Below are 22261 nucleotides of genomic sequence, written 5' to 3'. Positions count from 1 at the left end.
GCTGAGCGGCCTGCTGGTACTGGGCCTACTGCTCCGCAAGCGCCTGCGACGCGGCGCGCCATCGCCGGGGCGAGCCGGTGGATCCAGGTGCTGACCATGGCGCCGCTGGGCCTGGCCGGCTGGTTCCTGGGCGTCCTGTTCACCCTGGACGCTGACGCCGGGATGGTTCATCACCGACCACGTTGTGGTGGTGCCCGGCACCGGACTGCTGACCGGCCTCGGTGTACACCTCGTCCGACCGACGGCAAAGCCCGGGCCCCGGTTCACGGCGACCGCAGCACTCGCAGGGGCGTTCGCGGGGGCGCCGCCGGTCGCTGACGGGAACGGGACTGTGGACTCCGGCCCTCGGGATCGTCGGCGCGGCGCTGGGAGCCGACCTCGTAGTGGAGCTTCGAGGCCGCCAACAGCGTGTCGAGACCACCGGCACGGTCACCGTCGGGTGACTGACATGCCAGTGCCATGACACCGACCAGGAACTGATCCCTCGCCATGCGCCGGGCCCGCCCGAGGCTTCGCCTCATCGTGGGGCGTGTGACATGCAGACGCCCAGCAGCTCCGGCGACGGCGCCTTCCCCCAAGAGCTCATCGAGCGCGGCGAGGAGACAACGAGGCCAATTGCATGAGAGTCAACCCAGTAGTGCTTTACATGCAGTTGAAGTTAATGATCGGCCCTTCTACCTTCAAGATGCAGACGCGAACGGAACACGGTTTCGCCTGGTCGCTTGATCACCCCCTACTCATCTGGGAGCACCACCATGTCCGAGTCGATTCAGACGATCGAAGTTGCTGCGACCGCCGACGTCACCGCGTCCGACGCGGACGTGCTCGCGCGGACCGTGACCGCCGTGCGCGGGGCGGGTGCCGTGCTGCGGGAGCGGTTCGGCGACGTGGTCGCCTACCGGACCCGCGAAGAGCTGATGAGCGCGCTCGCCGGCAACGACGACGCCGCCCTCGACATCCTGCGCCCCGCCCTCACGCGTCTGCGTCCGGACGCCGGATGGGTGGAGGACGAACTGGACGGCGGGGCCCTGCCGGCCGGCGAGTGGTGGGTCGTGGACCCCGCCGAGGGCAACGTCAACCACCTGCAGGCCCTGCCGGAGTGGGCGGTGACCGCCACCCTCGTCCGCGACAACCAGCCGGTACTCACCGCAGTCCACCTGCCGTTGACCGGCGAGACCTACACCGCACTCGCCGGCGCCGGCGCCCACCTCGACGGCCGCCCGCTGCGCGTCTCCCCGACCACGGACCTCGGCCTCGGCCTCGTGGCCACCAGCCAGGCCCGCCCCGACGAGGACGAGAAGGTCGTCCACCGCATCGGCTCCTCCATCACCGCCATGCTCCTCGACGCACTCGTCGTCCGCACCTCCGTGCCCGCCACCCTGCACCTGGTGAACGTGGCAGCCGGCCGGCTCGACGCCTTCTGGCAGTACGCCGGCGCCCGCGCCGACCTGCTGCCCGGAGCTCTCCTCGTCACCGAGGCCGGCGGACAGATCTCCGACGCCCAGGGCCGCCCCTGGACCCCCCGGAGCGAGACCTTCCTGGCCGCCGCGCCCGGCGTCCACGCCCAGGCCGTCACCACGCTCTCCCGCTGACCACCGACCACACACCACAACCCGCACACCACGGAAGGACCACAACAACCATGACCACGATCGCAGTTCTCGGAAACGGCCGCGTCGGCGGCAACCTCGCCACCGCCCTCACCCAGGCAGGACACGACGTGACGGCAGTGGACCGCGCACCTGGCGCCGCCGCCGACGCCGCCAGGACGGCACAGATCGTCATCAACGCCACCCCGGGCGCCGGCTCGCTGGACCGGCTCACCGCCCTGCGCGAGGAACTGCGGGGCAAGATACTCATCGACGTCTCCAACGCCACCACCGACGGACCCGACGGACTGCCCGCCGACCTCCTCTACCCCGGCTCAAGCCTCGCCGAGCAACTCCAGGAAGCCCTCCCCGAAACACACGTCATCAAGTCCCTGAACACCATGCTCTTTCCCGTCATGACCGCGCCGGGAAGACTGACAACCCCGCCCACCGCCTACCTGTCCGGAAACGACGAGCAGGCCAAGAAGACCGTCGCCGGTCTCCTCGGCGACCTGGGATGGGATCCCGCCTGGATGGAGGACCTCGGCGACATCGCCACCGCCCGCGCCACCGAAGCCATGATCCTCGTCGTTCCGCACATCATGCGCCGCAACGGCTTCACCCCGTTCGCCGTCTCCCTCGCTCGCTGACTTCGGAGTTATGCCCTGTCCCCCGCGCCGCCTCTCGGGGGACAGGGCACCACGCACGGCGACGACCGCGCCGACGAAATCGCCGGCCCCGACCGAGATCATGGCGTACGCCGACCTCGCGTCTGTCGCCGGATTCGATGCCCCTCCAGGTGATGGGCGGGGCTCCTCCCGTGCTGAGCAGCCGCTCCGGCCCCCGCTGAAGGAGCGCCAGGCTGTGGGGCTTCGCGGTCGCGGCCAGAGCGCGGATCTGTTCGTCAGTCACGCTCGCGCTCATGGTGTTGTGGCCACCAGCCAGCCGCCGACCGGGCCGCAATCGTCACGCTCCGCGCCCGGTAACGAGGTTGGGGACTCTCGACGGCCTCGGCCAAGCCAACCCCCTTGGCACGCCCCGCGGTTGGCGGCCTGAGGAGTCACCGATGAGGACGGCCGTCGTTGGGCCGGGCATGGACAGGCAGGGCCACAGCCAGGTCGCCCAACACCCTGCCGCGTCCGTGAGGCTATTTGACCTGCACTGTCACAAGCCCCACCATGGCTCCGTGAGCCAACTGTCTCGGCATCAAGATACTCCCGACCCTCGGCGTCGCGGTGGCTCGGTACCCAGCATCAGGGATGTGGCAGCGGCGGCGGGTGTCTCCTACCAAACGGTGTCGCGTGTGCTGAACGGCTCACCGAAGGTCGCGCCGGAGACGCGGCGCCAGGTGCTGGAGGCGATAGAGCGGCTCGGATTCCGGCCGAACAGGGCGGCCAGGGCTCTGGGGCGGGGACGGGCGCGGGCCGTCACTGTGGTGACGTCGAACACGACGCTGTACGGCTACGCCTCCACACTGCAGGGGATCGAGGAAGCCGCCCGGGAAAACGGCCTTGCGGTGGGTATGCGGGTGATCGAGTCTGCCCGGAGCGCCGATGTCCGGCAGGCGGTCGAGTACGTCAGCGATCTCTCCGCCGGCGGGGTGATCGTGGTGGCGTTCGATGCGGAGGGGGTGGAGGTGCTGCGGAGCCTGCCCGCCGAGGTGCCCGCCGTTGCGGCGATCGAGCCCGGCCTCCTTCCCGAGACGGGCCGCACCATGATCTGCCTGGACGAGGGTCCTGCCGCGGCGGATGCTACCCGGCATCTCTTGTCCCTGGGTCACCGACTGGTGCACCACGTCGCCATTCCGTCGGAGACCGGTACGCGGGGACGTGAGGCGGGCTGGCGCCAGGCCCTGGCAGAAGCCGGGCTGCAGGCTCCGCCGGTGGTGGCCGCTGGGTGGGACGCCCGGTCCGCGTACGAGGCCGGGCAGGTGCTGGCTGCGGACCCGTCCGTCACCGCGATCCTGTGCGGCAACGACGACACCGCGCTGGCCGTACGGCGGGCCTTGTACGACGCAGGCCGTGATGTGCCGGGCGACGTCAGCATCGTCGGTTTCGACGACGTCCCCGGGTCGGCGTACTGGATCCCGGCCCTCACGACGGTGCGTATCGACTTCGCTGCCCTGGGGCGTGCGTGCCTGGCCGCGGTGCTGGCGCAGTTGGACTCGGAGCCTCAGGCGGCACCGGTGCTGGCGCCGCCCGTCCTCGTCGTACGCGAGTCGACCGCCCCTCGCCATCCCATGAACACCCGCTCGTAACAAAGCGGTAACGAGGGCTTCCCATGTCCTACGTCACAGCCTCACTCTGTCCGTGTGACCGGTCACATCACCGGTCCGGGCAAGGAGGCCCCCCATGAGATCCGTACCGCCCCTCCCGAAACGAGCCACCATCTGGCTGGCGCTGGCCGCGCTCGCAGCCGGAGCCGGGCTCGTGTCCGTGGCCCCGGCAGCTGCGGCACCCTCCCAGTTCAGCGTCGACCTGTCCGGGAACACCGGCGCGCTTCGCTACGGTGCCACCGGTTTCCTGTATGGCCTTGGCGAGTCGGGCATCCCCGACCAGACCATGCTCGCCACGCTGAAGCCGAAGGTCACCGCGCAGAAGGCTCCGGATGGTCTGCAGCACCCCAACGGCGACGCGCTGAAGATCGCGCCGATGTGGAAGAACGCGGGCGGCGGCGACATCCAGGTCTACATGCAGGACGTCTACCAGCAGTGGCCGTACGAGAACAACGGCCTCGCCGACTACCTCGCCAAGGTCGACACGATGACCCGCAAGATCGTCGCCGACCCCCACCGCGCCTCGTACGTGTACGTGCCCTTCAACGAGCCCGATGGCATCTGGTACCAGAACAACGTCAACGCTCTGGCTGCCGACTGGAAGCCGGTCTTCGACAAGATCCGCTCGATCGACCCCACCGCGCGGATCGCCGGGCCGAACTTCTCCGCCTACGACGCGGCCTCCATGCGTACCTTCATGACCCGGGCCAAGGCCAACAACGCCGTACCCGACGTCACCACCTGGCACGAGCTCGGCGACAGCTTCTTCACCGACTGGGACGCCCACCTGGCCGACTACCGGGACATCGAATCCGACCTCGGCCTCAGCCCGCGGCCGATCACGATCAACGAGTACGGCCGGCCCTCGGGCGACCTCGGCGTGCCTGGCAACCTCGTGCAGTTCGTCTCCAGGTTCGAGAACAGCAAGGTCGACGGCTGCCTCGCCTACTGGACCACCGCGGGCGGCCTCAACGACCTCGTCACCCAGAACAACCGGGCCACCGGGGCCTGGTGGCTCTACAAGTGGTACGGCGAGCTGACCGGCCACACCGTGCCGGTCACCCTGCCGAGCTCAACCAGCTCCCTGCAGGCGGTCGCCGCCCTGGACCCGGACAAGAAGCAGGCCCGGGTCATCTTCGGTGGCAACATCCAGGCCGGCGGCACCTACGACACCAACGTCGTCGTCAAGGGCCTCGCCTCCGCCCCCTACCTCTCCGGCACGGTGCACGCCTCCGTCTGGGGCGTCGACAGCTCGGGCCTCAATCCGTCATCCGGTCAGTACCTGGTCACCGAAGGCGACTTCCCCGTCTCCAACGGCCAGATCACCCTGCCCCTGACGGGCCTCAAGGGCTCCTCCGCCTACCAGGCGGTCGTCACCCCGAACAGCGACCTCACACCCGTGGCCTCACCGACTCGGTACGAAGCCGAGTACGCCGCCCTGAAGGGATCCGCCCGGGTCACCTACGGCACCAACACCGGCTACTCCGGCACGTACTTCACCGAGGGGTACGGCAACAGCACCAACGCCGGCACGTCCTTCGTGGTCACCGCACCCGCCGACGGCTACTACAACGTCGGCCTGCGCTATTCCGCCGGCCCCTACGCCGGGGCGCCGCCGAACCGCTCGCTGCGCCTGAGGCTCAACGGCGCCGACCTCACCGACGTGTCGCTCCCCGGAACCGCGAACTGGAACACCTGGAACACCGCCACCACCAAGGTGTTCCTGCACGCCGGCATCAACCAGATCGAGGCGAACGCCTACGCGAGCGACGACCGGGACGCCGCCAACATCGACTACCTCGACGTGACGCCGACGACCGGGATCATCACCGAGTACCAGGCCGAGAGCAACGCGAACACGCGCTCCGGCACCGCCTCGGCCGGATCGAACACCGCGGCCTCCGGCGGTCAGTACGTCGGCTTCATCGGCGCCGGCGCGGGCAACACCCTGCGCTTCGGCAACGTCACCGTGCCCGCCGCCGGCCGCTACCGGATGACCGTCGTGTACGCCAACGGCGAGTTGGGCTCGGGCGCCTCGAACTACAACACGAACATCGTCGACCGGGCCGCGGACATCAGTGTCAACGGAGGCCCCGCCAAACGGTCGCTCTTCCGCAACACGCTCGGCTGGTCGAACTTCCGGACCACGGTCGTGGACGTCGATCTGGCAGCCGGGGCCAACACCATCACCTTCGCGAACGCGTCCGCGTACGCACCGGACATCGATCTGATCCGGATCGCCGCGCCCGTCGGATAGCGCCGGGAAGGCGACACGTGGTCTGCCCGGGGCGCCCCCTCCCCGGCCTCCGGGCAGACCGCATCCCGCCAGGCCCCGCCCCACCCCACCACTAGGAGCAGTACGTGAACCCGTTGGATGCCAAGGTGACCCTGGTCTGGGGCCACTCGGCACTGAACTTCGCGCTGGACATCACCCCGGGGAAGCCGGTGAGCGTGCTGACACTGGCGGGCGGCCTCACCGCCCGCCCCACGGCCCACACCGCCCAGCCCCTGGTCGAGATCCTCACCGCCCGCACCGGCCGGGCCCGGGCCTCCCACCGCTTCTCCGAGACGGCGATCGGTCAGCGCCTGGTCTTCACGGGCAGCGAGCGGACCCAGGACGGCGACTGGCGACAGCTGCGGATCGATCTGCGCGACGAGGCCACCGGACTGCACGTACAGGTCTTCCTGCGCTCCGCCGAGGGAGTGCCCGCGGTGCAGAGCCGGGTCCAGGTGACCAACACGGGTGACACCCCGGTCACGCTCCTGGGCATCTCCTCCTACTCCGCCGGATTCCACGGCAACCCCGTGGACGACCTCGACATCGTGTACGGCGACAGCGAGTGGCTCGGGGAAGGACGCTGGACCCGCCGCCCGCTGCGCTCCGGCCCCGTCGTCGGCCTCGGACTCGCCCAGCACGGCCAGGACGGCCGTGGCCGTTTCGCCGCCATCAGCACAGGCACCTGGTCGACCGGTCAGCAACTGCCCACCGGCGGGCTGATCGACCGGAACACCGGCCAGGCATGGCTGTGGCAGGTCGAGCACAACGGGGCGTGGCGCTGGGAGGCCGGCGAGCGGCTGGACGGCGCCTACGTGGCGCTGACCGGCCCGACCGACCTCGACCACCAGTGGCAGCACCGCCTGGCAAGCGGTGCGTCGTTCACCACCGTCCCGGTATCGGTCGCCGTCTCGGACGACGGTCTGCACGGCGCCGCAGCCGCACTGACCGCCCACCGCCGGGCGCTCGTCCGGCCCCACGCGGACGGCACCGACCTGTCCGTCGTGTTCAACGACTACATGAACACCCTCATGGGTGATCCCACGACCGCCAAACTGCTCCCGCTGATCGACGCTGCGGCGAAGGTCGGCGCCGAGGTGTTCTGCGTCGATGCCGGCTGGTACGACAACGACGCCACCTGGTGGGACAGCGTCGGCGAGTGGGAACCCTCGCAGACCCGCTTTCCCGGCGGCATCGAAGAGGTCCTGGCACACATCCGCCACCGCGGGCTCACCCCTGGCCTGTGGCTGGAGCCCGAGGTCATCGGTGTCCGCAGCCCGATCGCTGACAAACTCCCCGCCGAGGCCTTCCTCCAACGCGGCGGCGAGCGCGTCCTCGAACACAGTCGCTACCACCTCGACCTCCGCCACCCGAGCGCCGTCGAGCACCTGGACCGAACGGTCGACCGCCTCGTGGAACAGTACGGCGTCGGCTACTTCAAGCTCGACTACAACATCGACCCCGGCGCCGGCACCGACCTGGACGCCGACAGCGCCGGCGCGGGCCTGCTCGCCCACAACCGCGCGCACCTCGCGTGGCTGGACGGCGTCCTCGAACGCCACCCCCACCTCATTCTGGAGAACTGCGCATCCGGCGCCATGCGCATGGACTACGCCCTGCTCAGCCGCATGCAGTTGCAGTCCACCAGCGACCAGCAGGACTTCACCCGCTACCCGCCCATCGCCGCCTCCGCTCCGATGTCGCTGCTCCCCGAGCAGGCCGCCAACTGGGCCTACCCCCAACCCGGCATGACCGACGAGGAGATCGCGTTCACGATGTGCACCGGCCTCCTGGGCCGTCTCTACCTCTCCGGGCACCTCGACCGGATGACCCCGGCTCAGCAGGCCGCGGTCGGCGAGGCCGTCGCCGTCCACCGGAACATCCGCAGCACCCTCGCCTCCGCCACGCCGCTCTGGCCGCTCGGCCTGCCCGACTGGGCCGACCCCTGGCTCGCCCTGGCGATGCGAAACGGTGACACCACCTACCTGACCGTCTGGCACCGCGGCGGCCCGGACAGCCATGCCGTCCTGTCTCTGCCCCACCTGGCCGGCCGAGAGGTGGAGATCGAGACCCTCTACCCCCGCACCCTGCCCGCCTTCGCATCCGAATTCGAGGCCGCCACCGGCCGGCTCACGCTGACCGACAGCGGCGACGCCCCCGTCGCCGCCCGCTTCCTGCGCCTCCGCTCCACGACTGCTGACCCCTCCTGACCAGCCGACGGCCCGCCGGCAGGCGGAGCCGCCATCACCAAGGGAACGATCATGAAGAGATGGCACCACCTCGTCGTCGCCACCACCCTCGTCCTGAGCGTTGCGGCCTGCAGCGACCCGGGCGCAGACCAATCCGCCTCCTCCGGCCCCGTCACGTGGGCGGAGCCCACCGCGAAGCTCGACGGTGTCAACCTGACCATCTGGGCCGCGCAGAACAGCAATGCGATCCCCAAGCAGGTCGTCGACGCCTTCAACAAGGCCACCGGCGCCAACGTCAAGGTCGTCACCATCCCTGACCCGTACGAGCAGTCCGTCCAGACCAAGGTCGCCACCGGCGACAAGCCCGACCTCGCCTTCTGGCAGCCCACCACCTCCCAGTTGACGGCCCTGAACGCCAAGACCAATCTCCAGCCACTGACCGACGCCCCCTGGCTCAAGAAGTTCTCGCCGGCCGTGGGAAGAATGACCGGGTTCGTGGGCGACACCCGCTACGCGACGCTCGTCACCAGCCCGGCGGTCGAGGGCGTCTATTACAACAAGGAGGTACTGGCCGCCAACGGGATCACCTCCACGCCGAAGAACTTCGATGAAATGGTCACGGTCGCACGGGCGCTCAAAGCCAAGGGCGTCACCCCGTTCCACGAGATGGGCGCCGACCGCTGGGCAACGCAGTGGTGGGTTCAGGTCCAGCTCGCGGACGCCGCCAAGAACGGCCTCTGGAAGAAGATCAACACCAAGCAGGAGACCTTCAACAGTCCGGTCGTACTGAACGCGATCAAGAAGTACAAGTCCCTGATCGACGAAGGCCTTTTCAACAAGGACATCAAGACGGCCAAGTTCGAGGACCAGGGCAAGGCCCTGCTCGACGGCAAGGCCGCCATGGCCGTCCAGGTCAACTCCTTCTTCGGCCAGCTTCAGGCCACCGCCGACACCGCCACCCTCGACAAGAAGATCGGCTTCTTCCCGATCTCCCCGTCCGGAAACGTCGGTACCTTCATCCCGGACCAGTCCAACGCTCTGGTTGCCTTCCGCACCGGTGACGCGAAGCGCGAGGCGGCCGCCCGACAGTTCCTCTCGTTCTGGATGGGTCCGGACTACAAGGATTTCATCGCCGACCGCAAGACCGTCTCGATCGAGACGTCCGTGCCCAACCCCGCCGGAGTGCCCACCGCACTTCAGGACGCTCACGCCTCCCTCAGCAACTCGGTCGGGTCCATGCAGGCCCTCGCCGTCGCCAACCCCGACCTCTACATCAATCTCGCCGACATGATCTCGGGCGCCATGTCGCCCGAGAAGGTCGCCTCCACCACCCAGGCGCAGTTCGACCAGCTCGCCAAAGCCGCCGGAGCCCCCGGCTTCTGATCCAGACCGCGAGGCGAACGGTGCCGGAGACGACTCCGGCACCCCTCTCCCCGCCTCAGGGCGGTCCCGCAATTCCTGGCGGGACAGCCCCCAGGAGCCGACACATGCACACCGGCAGGACCGCCGAAGCATCCGGCTCCGACTCCCGACCAGGAGGCGGTGCCGGCGGCGACTCCGGCCCTCCTCTCCCCCGCCTAGGAGCCCGACTCATGCACACGGTCAAGGACCGGACCACCCGGCCGCAGGCCCGCGCCAAGCCCAGAGGCCACGGAGCCCCGCGCCTTCGCAAGGACACGCTCAACCGACGGGACCACCCGCTGTGGTTCATAGCGCCCGCCTTCGCGATCCTGCTGGTCTTCTTCTTCCTCCCCACCCTCTTCAACTTCATCTACGCCTTCACCGACTGGTCAAGCTTCAAGAGCGAGATCAACCCCGTGGGCTTCGATAACTTCAACGACCTCGCCTCCAGCGGAACCCTGCTCCGGGCACTGCGGATCACCGTCGTCTATGCGGTCCTCGTGGCGATCTTCCAGAACCTCTTCGGCTTCCTCCTGGCGGTCCTCCTGGAGCGCGACACCACCGTCAACCGGGTCGCCCGCGTCTTCTTCCTCATCCCCGTACTCATGTCCGCGCTCGCCGTCGGCTACATCTTCCAGGCGCTCCTCAAGCCGGAGGGCGGCCTCAACCAGATCCTGAGCCGGCTCCTCCCCTTCGACGTTCACTGCGCCTGGCTGGGCGACCCCACCTGGACGATCGTCGTCGTCTCAATCATCCACGCCTGGAAGTGGATGGGGCTGTCCATGCTCATCTACCTGGCCGGGCTCAAGACCGTGCCCGAAGACATCGTCGAAGCCGCCCGCATCGACGGCGCCTCCCGCCGGCGGATGTTCTGGTCCGTCAGGTTCCCGCTGCTCGCTCCGGCGATCACCTTCAACGTCGCCACCGCGCTCCTGGGCTCCATGAACGGCTTCGACGTCGTCCAGGCGACCACCGCCGGCGGCCCGGCCCGGACGACGGAGATCCTCAACATCTTCATCTACCGCACCTTCGGCCAGGGTCTGTTCGCCCAGGCGACCACCATGGGCCTGGTGCTCTTCCTGGTCGTCGCCCTCATGGCCTTTCCCGTCATCACTGTCCTGCGCAGGCGGGAGGAGATCCTGTGAACACCACCGCGCACCACCGCCGGACCGCACTCAGCGACGCCCCCATCTGGACCCGGCTCCAGCCGGTCGTCGCGACCCTCCTGTGCCTCGCCGTCATCGGCATCCCGCTCTGGCTCGTCGTCGCCACCGCGTCCAAGTCGCAGGCCGAGGCGCTCAGACCGGACCTCTCGGCACCCCAGCACTGGCAGTTGTTCACCAACCTCAAGGAGGTGTGGACCGAGGGCGACATCCCTGCCGCGTTCCTCGGGAGCATGGTCATCGTCGTCCCCGCCGTCCTCGGCGTCCTCATCGTCGGCTCCATGGCCGCCTGGATCCTCGCCCGCCGCGCCACCCGCCTCACCGCGGCCCTTTACGCCCTGGCCATCAGCGGCATCGTGCTGCCCCCCGCGGTCGTCACCCTCGTACTCCTGCTGCGCCAGCTCGGACTCTCCGGCAGCGTCATCGGGATGATCGGCGTCTACATGGGCATCTACATGTCGACCGTCATCTTCTTTGTGACGGGCTTCGTGAGGACCATCCCTCCGTCCCTGGAGGAAGCCGCCCGGATAGACGGCGCCGGCCCGGCGACCGTGTTCTTCAAGGTCGTCCTGCCGCTCCTGCGGCCGGTGCTCGCCACCGCGACCATCCTGGTGTGCCTCTACATCTGGAACGACGTCTTCTACGCATTCTTCGTCGTCGGCGGACGGCTCGACACCCTGCCGCTCAATCTGTTCCGCGTGGCCAGCGCAGGCCTTTACCTGAACAACTGGCACCTCATCTTCTCCTACGTGATCCTGATGAGCCTGCCGTTGATCGTCGTCTTCGCCATCGCCCAACGGAAGATCATCTCCGGCATCACCAGCGGCGCGGTGAAGTAGAACTGCGAGGTGGACACCCTCCCAAGCCCGGCGGTCCACGATCTCACGGTGAGACCGGCGTGATGGTGGGGCCGGGCCGTCCTCACCCTCGGACCTGCCGAGGCAGTTGAAGACAGCAGATGCCGGCTCTACGGCTGCTGCCCTCGGCGGCGACGATGCAGGCTCTGGGCATGGCGCCCGGCCCTGCTGCCCGCCGCGGCGTTCTCGGTGGTTTCCTCGGTCAGCGGGCGATCATCCTCGCTGACCGGTGATAGGGCTGCGGGCAGGCAGCCGCGGTGGGCAGAGGCGATGTCCTGAACTCGGCGCGCCAGGCCCAGCCCGAAGTGAAGGCGGTCGCTGACCTGCACGGCTTGTGGGGCGCCGGCTGTGATGCCCTGCCGGTAGGTGAGGGAGCCGTCGCGGCAGGCAACCTCGACGCCCGGGTGTTCACGGAGCCAGCGGCCGAGCCCCCTTCGTGAGACGCAGTCCTGGTCACCGCGGACCCGGCCCTGCGAGAACAGTCAGCGACCGTGCCCGGGGCCGGGTGGGATGCGGACCTGCGGAGGGTTCCACGCCCATTGGGACCTGCCCGCTCTGTGCCTTCCGCCGAAGCCGACACCTCAGCTGGACGAACTCGTTGTCACCACCGCCATGGGCAGCTGGGTGCCGATGCGGATACCCGACCCGCGCGATGAACGACTGACAGCTCGAATGTGGGTCCCCGAACAGGACAGGGCCCGCTGGCGCGAGATCCTCGGACCGCGTGAACAGGACACCGACGAAGAAGACCGGCCCGGCGACGGGGAACTCACGTTCACCGGAGAGGACCTCGACACGCGCTGCCGCTACGGAGAGCGCACCCACGTCTTCGACGACACTCGAAGACACCGCGCCACACCCGCAGCTGCCGCCCCCCACACCTGGGACGAAGTGCCCGCTCACCTGTACCGCATCCCGCGCCAAGAACGCCGCTTGGCCCTCGAACCCGACGACCGGCAACAGGCAGCACACCGCCTGAACTGTCTGCCCTGGCACATCGGTCCCTGCGCCGGCTGCGGCACTCCCATCAACCGCTACGGACCCTCTGGCTATCACGCTTGCCCCGCTTGCCGACGCAGAGTAGTTACAGGGCCAGCGGCGCCCACCGGCCACATTTCCTGAGAATCAAGTTCCGCTCTTCCGTACAGGGCTCGTCCGGCGGATCAAGAGCGGAACCAGGGCCAGACCGAGGCGAGGGCCGACCAGTGCCCCACTCGTGTCGCCCGCCCCCGCAGGCACTGCTGGAGTCGGCACGTGGACGGTGCCGGGCCTTCACCCAGGCCGAACCGGGCCCCCCCAATCACTGCGACGCCGCTCCGGAAATGATCATTACCGACCGGTTGACTCTCCGCATCTGTCAGTTCTCCGCTTCATACGCGACGATCCAGCGGATCAGACTCAGCCGCGAGAACCCACTCTCCAAAACGATCATGTTCAGATGCTCGCCAGGAACACGGGGCTTCATGCGCTCGCTAGAGTCCCTGCCGCAAGGCCATCGATCTCCGTACGATGCGTGCGAACAACCTCGCACCGCGCCTCGGCTCCAGGGGGAGACTTGCATCAGGCCGCCATCGTCTTCGTCCACGGTCTTTTCTCATCGCCGACCACCTGGACCCCTTTGCAACAGGAGATGTCCGAAATCCCTGCTGTATCGGACGAGTACGACTTCCTGTTCTTCGAGTACGCGACGCGACCGGTGACCTGGAATCCCTTGCGACGGATGCCGGATCTCGACACGATCGCGGAGAGCCTCCGTGGCTTCATCGGGGATCTCACCGCCGGCTACGAGCGGGCAGCTCTGATCACGCACAGCCAAGGCGGGTTAGTCGCCCAACGATATCTATCCCGGATGCTGCTGGCGGGCCGCGGGCGAGAACTCGCCAGGATCCGAAGGCTGGTGATGTTTGCCTGCCCAAACAACGGGTCCGATCTGTTCCTCCTGGCCCGCAGGGGACTGATCCCGATGACCAGGAACAGCCAGGAGCGCGAGCTCAAACCGCTCCAGACCTCTGTACTCGAGACTCAGCGTAGGGTGATCGACGGAATCGTCCGGGCGTCGGAAGTTGCGGACACCAGTTGTCCGATTCCGATCGTGGCCTACGCAGGCGAGAGCGACAACGTGGTGGTCCCCTCCTCGGCCGCAGGATTCTTTCCCGAGACGGGGGTGCTGCCAGGCGACCACTTCTCGGTCATCAAACCGATCGGTCCGAACAGCCGGCTTGTCCACGCCGTCGCCAAGGAGCTCGCACGGGCCCTTGCGGAGCCTTTCCCGGTCGAGCGGCAACCCGAAGCCGACATCCCTCATCGACGCAGACCGGCCCACTTCGCAGCCGACGTGCTCACGGAACTCGAAATGGCTGGACCGATCAATATCCCAACTGGCGCGACCGGTGGGCATGTGACCCCCCTGTACCTCCACGGCGGCCCAGTGGAGCAACTCAGGAATGTAGATATCGTGGTGTCGTCGGAGAACACCTATCTTCAGATGTCCCAGTTCTTCAAGCCGTCGACTTCCGGCAGTCTCCGACGGGCGGCGGCGGAAAAGAGCGGCGGGGGCCAAATCTTGGAAGATGTGGCCGGCGATCACCTCACGGCGTGGCTACGCAGCCACGGCAGCTTCGGTCTTCCCGTATCCGGCGGAACCGTCGCGCCGACACCAGCGGGTGCACTGTCGAAACGAAACGTGCAACGCATCTACCACGCGGCCATCGCCGCCCCCATCTCGGGAACCAACAACTACGGCATCGACCCTCAATCGATCCCCAGAGCCGTCCACGCCATCTTCGACCTGGCCCGTCAGGAACGTAACGAGCAGGGCCTCGCTCTCTCCTCCATCTGCTTCCCACTCTTCGGGGCAGGACGCGGTGGAATGAGCGTCTCGGAGAGTTTCGAGTTGATCTGGGAGCCACTGATGAGCGAACTGGCCGAAGACCCCAGCTGGAGCATCCACTTCACCACCCGCCGAAAGACGATCTTCGACCTTCTCCACAAGCGACTTCACGCCAAGAAGCGCGCCTACGAACAGATCGCCCAGGAGCGCGGGTGACCTCGCCGGACAGCCTGTCTCCGCAGGATGCGGTCTGCATGAACCACATCAGCGACACGCATCTGCGCCGCCACCTCAGCACCATGATGACCGCCTCCCACTGCTCCTTCTGCACCACGCACTCGCTCCAAGACGAACCTGTGGCCGTCGGCGTCCACCTCCTCGTGGGTCGTGTGCTGGGCGCCGTCCAGGACAAGTACGAGCACACGCATGCGTCCGAGGGGGGCATCAGTACTGCGGCAGCTATCGAAGACGTCTGCCGGAGTGCCGTCGAGCCCCAGGTGACGCGTGTCGTACAGGCGTGGGCTGATCCCGCGTCCTGGCAGTTACGGGAAGTTCGACGACAGCACGCCGCGTACGCCCTGTGGACCGGCTTTCGCCAGCAGGTCAGTCATCAGCAACGATTCACCCTGCTCGCCAGAACCGGGCGACACCGTGCGCCTTCACCCTTGGCCATGCTGGACGAGGTCTCTGCGGTCGTCGACCGGGTGGGACTCGTTCGCACGCTGCCCGCCGGACACCAGGTGTGGCGCGGCCGCATGCGCGCGGTCGCTGTGCCACCGACCTACGTCGCGGCGGGCATCGGCTCGACGCCTCCCGCACGTGCCACCGCCAACCGGATGAGCCCGGCAGGTGTCTCAATGTTCTACGGATCTGCGGACGTGGCCACCGCCCTAGCTGAGATATCGGCACACGATCCCAGACCCTACGCAGCCGTAGCCGCGTTCGAGCTGCTCCGGCCCGTCCCCGTGGTCGACTTGGCGGCCGTCCCCTCCGTACCGAGCTTGTTCGACCCCGACCGAGAGACCATGACCGGCCCAGTCGAGTTCGTCCGGTCCTTCTCGGAAGACCTGAGCCGCCCGGTAGTCCGGGACGGGCACGAGCACCTCGCTTACGTCCCCACCCAGCTACTGACTGAGTACCTCCGCTACCTCTCACCACTCAACGTGGACGGGATCACCTTCCGCTCAGCACACAATGGTGGCATCAACTACGTACTTTTCACGGGCCCCGAAGGCTGTGTCGACCCCGGACGCGAAACAGCTCAAGCGATGCTTCGCCTCCAGCCGGGCACCGAACAGGTTGTCGAGCGCTAAAACTCATAACGAATGAGTTAGGAGTTCGCACGGAGCACCGTCGACCGCGAGGGCAAAGCCGGGGCGGCATGGCTCATCGAGCTGCGCTGGAGCGCATCGAGCCAGTCGTCCAGTGACCTGGCATCGAACGGCACGGCCGCGGCCTCGTAGCGGCGGTGCATGATGTGCGCGTACCCGCCCTTCGCCTCCCTCAGAGTGCAGAAGGTGCGGGTCACCTGCCGCCGCTTGCCAGTCGAGGGATGAGCTCCTACGTCGACCACGAACCGGTACCGAACCTTTTCCTTCGCATTCGGCGGAAGCCCCTTGATCGGAACAGACACGACTTTCACTCTCCTTGAGTGCCCGGGAACGCTCGCACAGGCATGGGCGGCGCAGCATCCCAGCGCCTGGCCCGCAGCGCCGAGCCGCGGTCTGGCGACTTCGCCTCCTCTGAGAGCCTCGGCGTCAGCGGAGCCGAACGCGAGCTACTCCCATCGTCGCCACCATCGCCGGTTTGGCCGACCGGCACTCATGGTCTATGTTCCGCACCGATCCGGGCACGACGTACCGCCCTGCTCACCGGCACGGCTCTGGCCTCTTGCCCACCCTGAGAGGGAGGGTCTGTGAAGGGACGCCAGCGAGGGCCTGCACCGCCGATCAGCTTTCCTTCCTGTGCGGTTCGGCTGTGGCAAAGGGGGCTCATGAATCAGACCCGCAAGCCGCTGCCGGCCCTAAGGTCCCGCCTCGTCACCCGGTTGTTGTTCTGAGTGCGGTGAGACAGGCAGCTGCGGCTATGCAGGCGAGGGCGATGAACAGGTGAGGGTGTCCGCCGAGCGATGCGGCCAAGGACGCGCCGGCGAAGGGGGCAAGGGCTGAGGCCTGGTGGCCGGCGCGGCAAGGCTTCCGAACAGGCGGCCGTAGTGAGCGGTGCCCCATCGGTCGGTGATTGCTGTGGCCTGCAGCTGGACCGTCACCATGAACGTCCCCTCCCCCGAGAAGATCCTCTCCACCTGGAACATCAGCGCGTCGTACCCCAGCGCTCAAGTCCTGACCGCGAGGCCCAACGGCGGCGGAAACACCTGGGGTGACGCTGCAGACCAACGGTTCCCGGAACTGGCCAACGGTGTCGTGCACCACCGGCTGACCACCGAAAGCGCAAGGCGCGCTGGTGCGGCACCCTCACGGCGCCGCGCGCCCTCGCGCAGCCGTGTCCGACTTGGAGTACGTCCAGGGCGGCGTGTGCCTCGCGCCTGGCCGGCGCACACCCCACGCCGGCTGGGCGGAGGGGACGCAGCCCTAGACAAAAGCTCCGGCGAGCCCAGAACCGGATCCGCATCGACGTGGAGGTCGCAGACAAGGGCCTCGGCAGGATCGGCTTGCTCGTGGCCTCCGCTCCTGCCTTCCGGCCGCCGTGTGCAGGTGCTCTTCCGCCGATCGGGCAGACAGTTGGGCAACATCGGTGTCGTCCGCATGGTCGAGAGCCACGGTGATGCCCTCGCCGCCGGCCGCATCGACGAGGGCGGCGGTCTGCGCAACGGTACCGCCGTGCCGGGACTCGAATCCGCGCCGGGTACGGCCTGCCACATACACCGTCATGCCACAGGGCGACAGCGCTGAACCGGCCCGCCCCGCAGCTCCCCCGGCGATAACTACCACGGTTTCGAAGGGGTGTTCAGCCCCTTTGAATTGTTCCTTGTTCACCTCATGGTGAGCCTGGTGGGATGCGGGACACAGGCCGATTCGGGGCCCTGGGGGAAGGGGGCAAGGGATCCGTGGAGCCGTCACAAGGCGCCTCGCTGACCTGCCCGCCCCGCCGACGCCGTGTGCGGTCATGGACGACCGTCGGCGGCATCGTGACCGTCGATCACCACCGGCGGCAGTACGACCCCTCTGACCGTGACGACCACCTCGTTCTCCTCTCCCTCCTCGCACATCACGACGCGGCTGTATCCCCCGTCGTACCTGCTGAGGACCGTGCCTCCGTCCCGGCACGGGTAGCGGACCCCGGCCCATTCCTGCGGTTCCTCCTCCTGGGCGGGCAAAAACGGGCAGCGGCGGGACTTGAAGATCACGTCTTCCGGACGGAACGGGCCGAGCAACTCCCCGTTGCGGTCCCGGGGGCGAACCGTGATCTCCGTAAGCAGACGCCCCTGCCAGGACGTCGTCGGGCCCACGAACACCTCGGATGCATCGGGGTCGGGGGTGATGCCCACCCACTTCGAGACGGTGACGACCCGTGAGAAGCGGCTGCCGTCAGGGAGTTCTCCCACGATGGTGACGCGCCAGGTGTACGTGCCTTCCTTGTCCAGTTCGGTGTACTGGTTGGCGAAGTCGCCGTTGCCGGCCGGGCCGTCGTGGTGAGCGCCGTCGTCGAACAGCTCGTCGGTGCCGTCCTCGAAGACAGACGACGGTTCGAGGACGGGCAGCCCGTCCGGCATCTCGTGGCGACGCAGCAGATCCGTCAGCATCCTCGCCTTGGGTGCGTGCGGATCGGGCGGGTACGGCGCGGAAGGCTCGTATTGCGATCCGTTGGCCGCCAGGAAGGAACCCAACGATTCTCCCGGCCTGGCCAGTTGCACGGTCACGGACGCCGTGGTGACCGGGTCGTCGCCCGCTCTCAGCCGGGCGGTGACTACCATCGGGTCGCCGGTGCCGTACGTCGCGCGGTCGAACACGATGTCCGCACGGACGAAGAGGTCGACGAAGATCAGGAGGTCGGGGTCGTCCAGGGGCAGCGGCGCCCCAGAGCCGTCCCGGTGAACGATGCGCCACTCGGTTGCGGGGACTGATCCCTCATCCATGCCCAGAAGCGCCGTGAGGTCGACCGAGGCGAAGCCATGCCCGGGGCAGTGCTTGACGGCCGGGGTGACCTCCGCGAAGGGATCGCCTGATCCCTGGGTCCGCCAGGCGAGTTCGACGGTGTCGGCCGGGTCGTTCCACAGGACGGCGACCGCCATCCTGTTGATACGCGAGTCGAGCATGACCACGCGCTCGGTGAGGCCGGCGCCGGGCTCCGGCAGGACGCGTTGAGCGGCCTGGGAGAAGCTGACCATCTGGGCCATGGCGTCCGCGATCCCGGACACGTCGACGACGTGCCGGTAGACCCCCTGGGACTGGGTGGCCAGAGCGTCGAGCACGTCCTCCTGCACGGTACCGCCGAGACCGATGGTGTAGAGGGACAAATGCCGGTCGACCCGCTGACGAGCGGCCCCCGTCCGGCGGGCGACGCCGAACCGCTGGGTGCCCGGGGTGCCCGCCGGAATCGGCGTACTGGCAGCCACCCGCACCGACCCGCTGTTCTCGTACCCATCGGTCAGCAGGACGATCGTGTACTGCGGATCGCCGGCGTCGGGCAGGGCGGACAGGTCGTCGATGGCACGGATCAGACCGTCGCCGATCGGTGTGCAGCTCCCCGCCGGCCCGAAGTCCACCGCGCACACGAGGGTGTCGGCCGTGTCGGGATCGGCGGGACCGAGCACGGGCTGAATGGCCGGATCGGCAGCCGTGTGCCAGGCGCAGGACGTGTCCTCGAACACCAGCAGCTCGATCCGGTCTGCCGGGTTCACCCCCGCACGCATAGCCACGAAGAGGTTGCCCAGAAGCTGGGCGGCGGTCTTGGCGTTCTCCCAGCGCTCCCCGCTCATGCTTCCCGACCGGTCCAGGACGAGGGCGAGGTGCTGCGGCCTGACCCCGATGGTCACCGACTTCGCCGGGGCAGTGCCGTTGAGCATCCCGACCGGCCCCGGACAGCCGGTCTCGAACCACACGTCGACGGTGACGTCGATGGTTCTCTCCACGTAGACCCCCGGCGTGGTGAACTCCGCCTGCGGGACCGCCGAGCAGGCCGTGGGGAAATCGAGGATCGCCACTCCGCCGGTCTTGCTCCACCGGTAGGCGACGGCGGGTGCCGGGCCGCCGACCACGGTCGGCGCAGCCGCTGTGCCCAGCGCCGCCGTGGCGGTGAGGGTGACCTTCGTCCCTTCGGGCACCGCCCCGGCCGCCGGAGCCGGTGCGGTGACGGTGAAGTCGGCCACCGGATCGCACATGATCCTGGTAACGGTCACATCGCCGGGGGTGTTGTCACCCTGGGTGAACTGCCATGTCGGCTGCGGGTCCGTGGCCTCGCAGCGCACGGACCAGTTCTCGCCCGCGGCGGCACCGGCGGTGGCACGGATCTCGACGGCGAGTACGAGATCCGAGCCGTCCGTGACAGCGTCGGCCATCACCCGGCGCTTCGCGAACGTCGTGGTGTCATCGACCGGGCCCGGCAGCAGCGGAAGCGCCACCGTGCCCCGGACCAGGGTCACCTCGACGTCCGCGGCGGCAGGCAGTCGCACCTCGACGACCGGGAAGGGAGGGGTGATGCCGATGTCGAGTGCGAGATCGGCGACCAGACCTCTGGAGTGGTTCACGGTGTAGACGGGTGATCCGGCAAAAGCCGGGGTGATCCGTGGCACGCTCATCGTTGCCCTTCTGCTCCGACGGCCTTCATACAGCGGTTACCAGGCGTTTGGCGTAGACGTTCGTGACGCCGCTGCGGTCACTGGCCCAGAAGATCCAGATCGCGTTGTCCGGTGCGATGAGAGCGGTCGGGGCCCGGTCGTCGCCCGTGGAGGTCGTCAGCTGCCGCAGCGGACCCCAGCTCTCGGTGAGCGGGTCCCGGCGCATCGCGGCCAGGTCGGCCTCACCGATGTCCCCCCGGGACCACATCAGCCACAGGGCGCCGTCGGAGTCTTCCACGGCGCACGGACTCGAGGCGATGCCCGCCGGGGTGGGGACGGTCTCCACCGCCTCCCAGCCGCCGCCCCGGAAGCGGCGTGCGTGCAGTGCCGAGGGGGATGACCAGTAGACCCATACGTCACCGCTGCGGGTGCACACCACGAACGGCTCCTGGTCGGCGCCGCCGCTGTCGAAGGTCTCCTCCTGGTCCACCACGCCCGTGCTCGGATTGAATCGCAGCACATGTACGTCGCCTCCGGTGTGGAACGCCGCCCAGACCTGTCCGCTGGAGTCGACCGCCGCGTGGAAGTCGGCTGTGAGGGCGGTGACCGCCGACAGTTGGACCGGACCCGCGGCGTCGGCCCAGGCGTTGCTGGTGTGGCGCCAGCGACGGTACTGCCACCGGTTGGTCGACGAGAGGCGGAAGAAGACGGTCACCACGCCACCGGTCAGCGTCACGAACGGGGCGGCTTCCCCGACACCGGCAGTGGCCGCCACCAGGATTTCCGGGGCGTTCGCGAGCGCGCCCACAGGCGCGCGCTTCATGACCACGTCCGCGGTGGCGACGGTCCCCGCCTGATAGGCGACCAGGAGCTGCCCATCGGGCAGCAGGACCGCGTGCGGGTTCACATGCGTGCCGCCGGAGCTGATCTGTTGAGGGGCGGCGAAGCCGCCGTGGACGTCGGCCAGGTCCATCCGGCTGGCGAAGATCTGGTCGGATCCGCCGCTCTGTTCGCCGGACCAGAGGGCGACCAGGCCGCCGCTTCCGTCGGCGACGAAGGCCCGGCCCGGCACCTGTGCCGTCGCAGAGGCGACCACCGGGGCGTCGGCGGTGGTGGGCAGTTCCCCCCGCATCAGTGCGTTGATCGCTTCCCGGAGGCTGATCGGGGGTCTCCCCCTGCCCCGCCGGTACTCGGCGGGATCCGTTCCCAGCACATCCTCGACCAGGTTGGCGGGAGGGACCAGCAGACCCCGCTCGCGCCGGTCGGTGATGTCCCCGGGCTGCACGAGCGCGTCGCCCGTACGCCGCTGGATGGTGGCCAGGGTGGTGTACGCGTGCGTCGGGTCGAAGTCGGCGTCGTTGAGAAGGGGCAGCGCGTCGCCGGCCCGGGTCCGGACGACCCACTCGCGCTTGCAGCGGGCACAGCTCTCGGTGCCCAGCCCGGCATGCACCAGCCGCGGATCCTCCGCCGGGGTGACCAGCCGTTCCCACACGTCCAGGTACACCAGGATCACGGGTGCGTCGAGCGACTCGATGCTCTCGATCACCGGTACCTGCAGCCGGGCTGCCAGTTCGATGGCGGGCGCTCCGCGGCTCTCGTGCAGGAGCTGCCCGCTGTACTGCACGGACTCCTCGATCATCACGTCCAGCCCCTGGACCAGACACCGGCCGATCCGGTGCAGTGCGTCCGGGGCACCGTCGAACCCGGCCCCGATCTCGAAATCGTTCGGCAGGCCGGTGCCGACGACCTTAAACCCGTCGTTGCCCGCCGGTACGCCGTCGCCGACGAACCACTTGAGGAAGGCCCGCAGTTCGAACTTCTGGATGTCCTCGCGCTCGTTGGTGTCCGCGTCCACGATCGGGACGCCCTGTTGCAGCCTCACTCTGACGAAGCGGCGCAGTGGGTCGAAGGTGGCGGGCGAGATTGCGGCCACGGTACTCTCCCTGCT

The 22261-nt window shown here is 68.4% G+C and carries 13 protein-coding genes and 2 pseudogenes; 11 read left to right on the top strand and 4 right to left on the bottom strand.

The window, feature by feature from the left end; all coding sequences use genetic code 11:
• Positions 1 to 467: 467 nt before the first annotated feature.
• A pseudogene (locus ABTX18_RS34325) lies at positions 468 to 578 on the bottom strand (LysR family transcriptional regulator); the annotation flags it as partial.
• A gap of 177 nt (positions 579 to 755) precedes the next feature.
• Here ABTX18_RS34325 and ABTX18_RS34320 point away from each other — a divergent pair.
• From ABTX18_RS34320 to ABTX18_RS34275, 10 genes are all read left to right on the top strand, one after another.
• Complete coding sequence (locus ABTX18_RS34320; RefSeq protein WP_352126721.1) at positions 756 to 1592, top strand: inositol monophosphatase family protein; 837 nt, start codon at positions 756 to 758, stop codon at positions 1590 to 1592.
• A 50-nt stretch (positions 1593 to 1642) separates the two neighbouring features.
• Complete coding sequence (locus ABTX18_RS34315) at positions 1643 to 2239, top strand: NADPH-dependent F420 reductase (RefSeq protein ID WP_352126720.1); 597 nt, start codon at positions 1643 to 1645, stop codon at positions 2237 to 2239.
• 536 nt (positions 2240 to 2775) lie between these two features.
• Positions 2776 to 3846: a LacI family DNA-binding transcriptional regulator gene (locus tag ABTX18_RS34310; RefSeq protein WP_352126719.1), complete on the top strand. Its 1071-nt coding sequence runs from the start codon at positions 2776 to 2778 to the stop codon at positions 3844 to 3846.
• 94 nt (positions 3847 to 3940) lie between these two features.
• Entirely contained in the window at positions 3941 to 6121 is a 2181-nt protein-coding gene (locus ABTX18_RS34305; protein WP_352126718.1) for a carbohydrate-binding protein, read from the top strand.
• Between the two features lie 104 nt (positions 6122 to 6225).
• Entirely contained in the window at positions 6226 to 8349 is a 2124-nt protein-coding gene (locus tag ABTX18_RS34300; protein ID WP_352126717.1) for an alpha-galactosidase, read from the top strand.
• A 51-nt stretch (positions 8350 to 8400) separates the two neighbouring features.
• Positions 8401 to 9711 (top strand): ABC transporter substrate-binding protein, encoded by a 1311-nt coding sequence (locus ABTX18_RS34295; RefSeq protein ID WP_352126716.1) that lies wholly within the window; start codon positions 8401 to 8403, stop codon positions 9709 to 9711.
• A gap of 209 nt (positions 9712 to 9920) precedes the next feature.
• Positions 9921 to 10874 (top strand): carbohydrate ABC transporter permease, encoded by a 954-nt coding sequence (locus tag ABTX18_RS34290; protein ID WP_352126715.1) that lies wholly within the window; start codon positions 9921 to 9923, stop codon positions 10872 to 10874.
• Positions 10871 to 11731 carry a carbohydrate ABC transporter permease gene (locus tag ABTX18_RS34285; protein ID WP_352126714.1) on the top strand — a complete coding sequence of 287 codons (861 nt, stop codon included), beginning with the start codon at positions 10871 to 10873 and terminating at the stop codon, positions 11729 to 11731. The genes ABTX18_RS34290 and ABTX18_RS34285 overlap by 4 nt, the downstream gene beginning before the upstream one ends.
• A 1573-nt stretch (positions 11732 to 13304) precedes the next feature.
• Positions 13305 to 14795 (top strand): alpha/beta fold hydrolase, encoded by a 1491-nt coding sequence (locus ABTX18_RS34280; RefSeq protein WP_352126713.1) that lies wholly within the window; start codon positions 13305 to 13307, stop codon positions 14793 to 14795.
• Positions 14796 to 14833: 38 nt separating this feature from the next.
• Positions 14834 to 15892 (top strand): RES family NAD+ phosphorylase, encoded by a 1059-nt coding sequence (locus ABTX18_RS34275; protein WP_352126712.1) that lies wholly within the window; start codon positions 14834 to 14836, stop codon positions 15890 to 15892.
• 17 nt (positions 15893 to 15909) lie between these two features.
• Here the strand turns inward: ABTX18_RS34275 and ABTX18_RS34270 are convergent, their stop codons facing one another.
• The gene (locus tag ABTX18_RS34270) at positions 15910 to 16212 is read right to left on the bottom strand and encodes an Arm DNA-binding domain-containing protein (RefSeq protein ID WP_352126711.1); all 303 of its coding nucleotides are present in this window, start codon (positions 16210 to 16212) and stop codon (positions 15910 to 15912) included.
• Between the two features lie 619 nt (positions 16213 to 16831).
• Between ABTX18_RS34270 and ABTX18_RS34265 the strand changes: the two are divergent.
• Positions 16832 to 17015, top strand: a pseudogene (locus ABTX18_RS34265) (hypothetical protein); the annotation flags it as partial.
• Between the two features lie 685 nt (positions 17016 to 17700).
• Here ABTX18_RS34265 and ABTX18_RS34260 read toward each other — a convergent pair.
• Both ABTX18_RS34260 and ABTX18_RS34255 read right to left on the bottom strand, forming a co-directional pair.
• Positions 17701 to 20334: a VWA domain-containing protein gene (locus tag ABTX18_RS34260; RefSeq protein WP_352126710.1), complete on the bottom strand. Its 2634-nt coding sequence runs from the start codon at positions 20332 to 20334 to the stop codon at positions 17701 to 17703.
• A gap of 25 nt (positions 20335 to 20359) precedes the next feature.
• Positions 20360 to 22246 (bottom strand): DUF6519 domain-containing protein, encoded by a 1887-nt coding sequence (locus ABTX18_RS34255; protein ID WP_352126709.1) that lies wholly within the window; start codon positions 22244 to 22246, stop codon positions 20360 to 20362.
• Positions 22247 to 22261: the final 15 nt, after the last annotated feature.

Source organism: Streptomyces sp. NPDC096323 (genome assembly GCF_040302845.1).
Lineage (GTDB): Bacteria > Actinomycetota > Actinomycetes > Streptomycetales > Streptomycetaceae > Streptomyces.
Note: the sequence above shows the minus strand (reverse complement) of the source record. Positions and strands in the feature narration are given on the sequence as shown.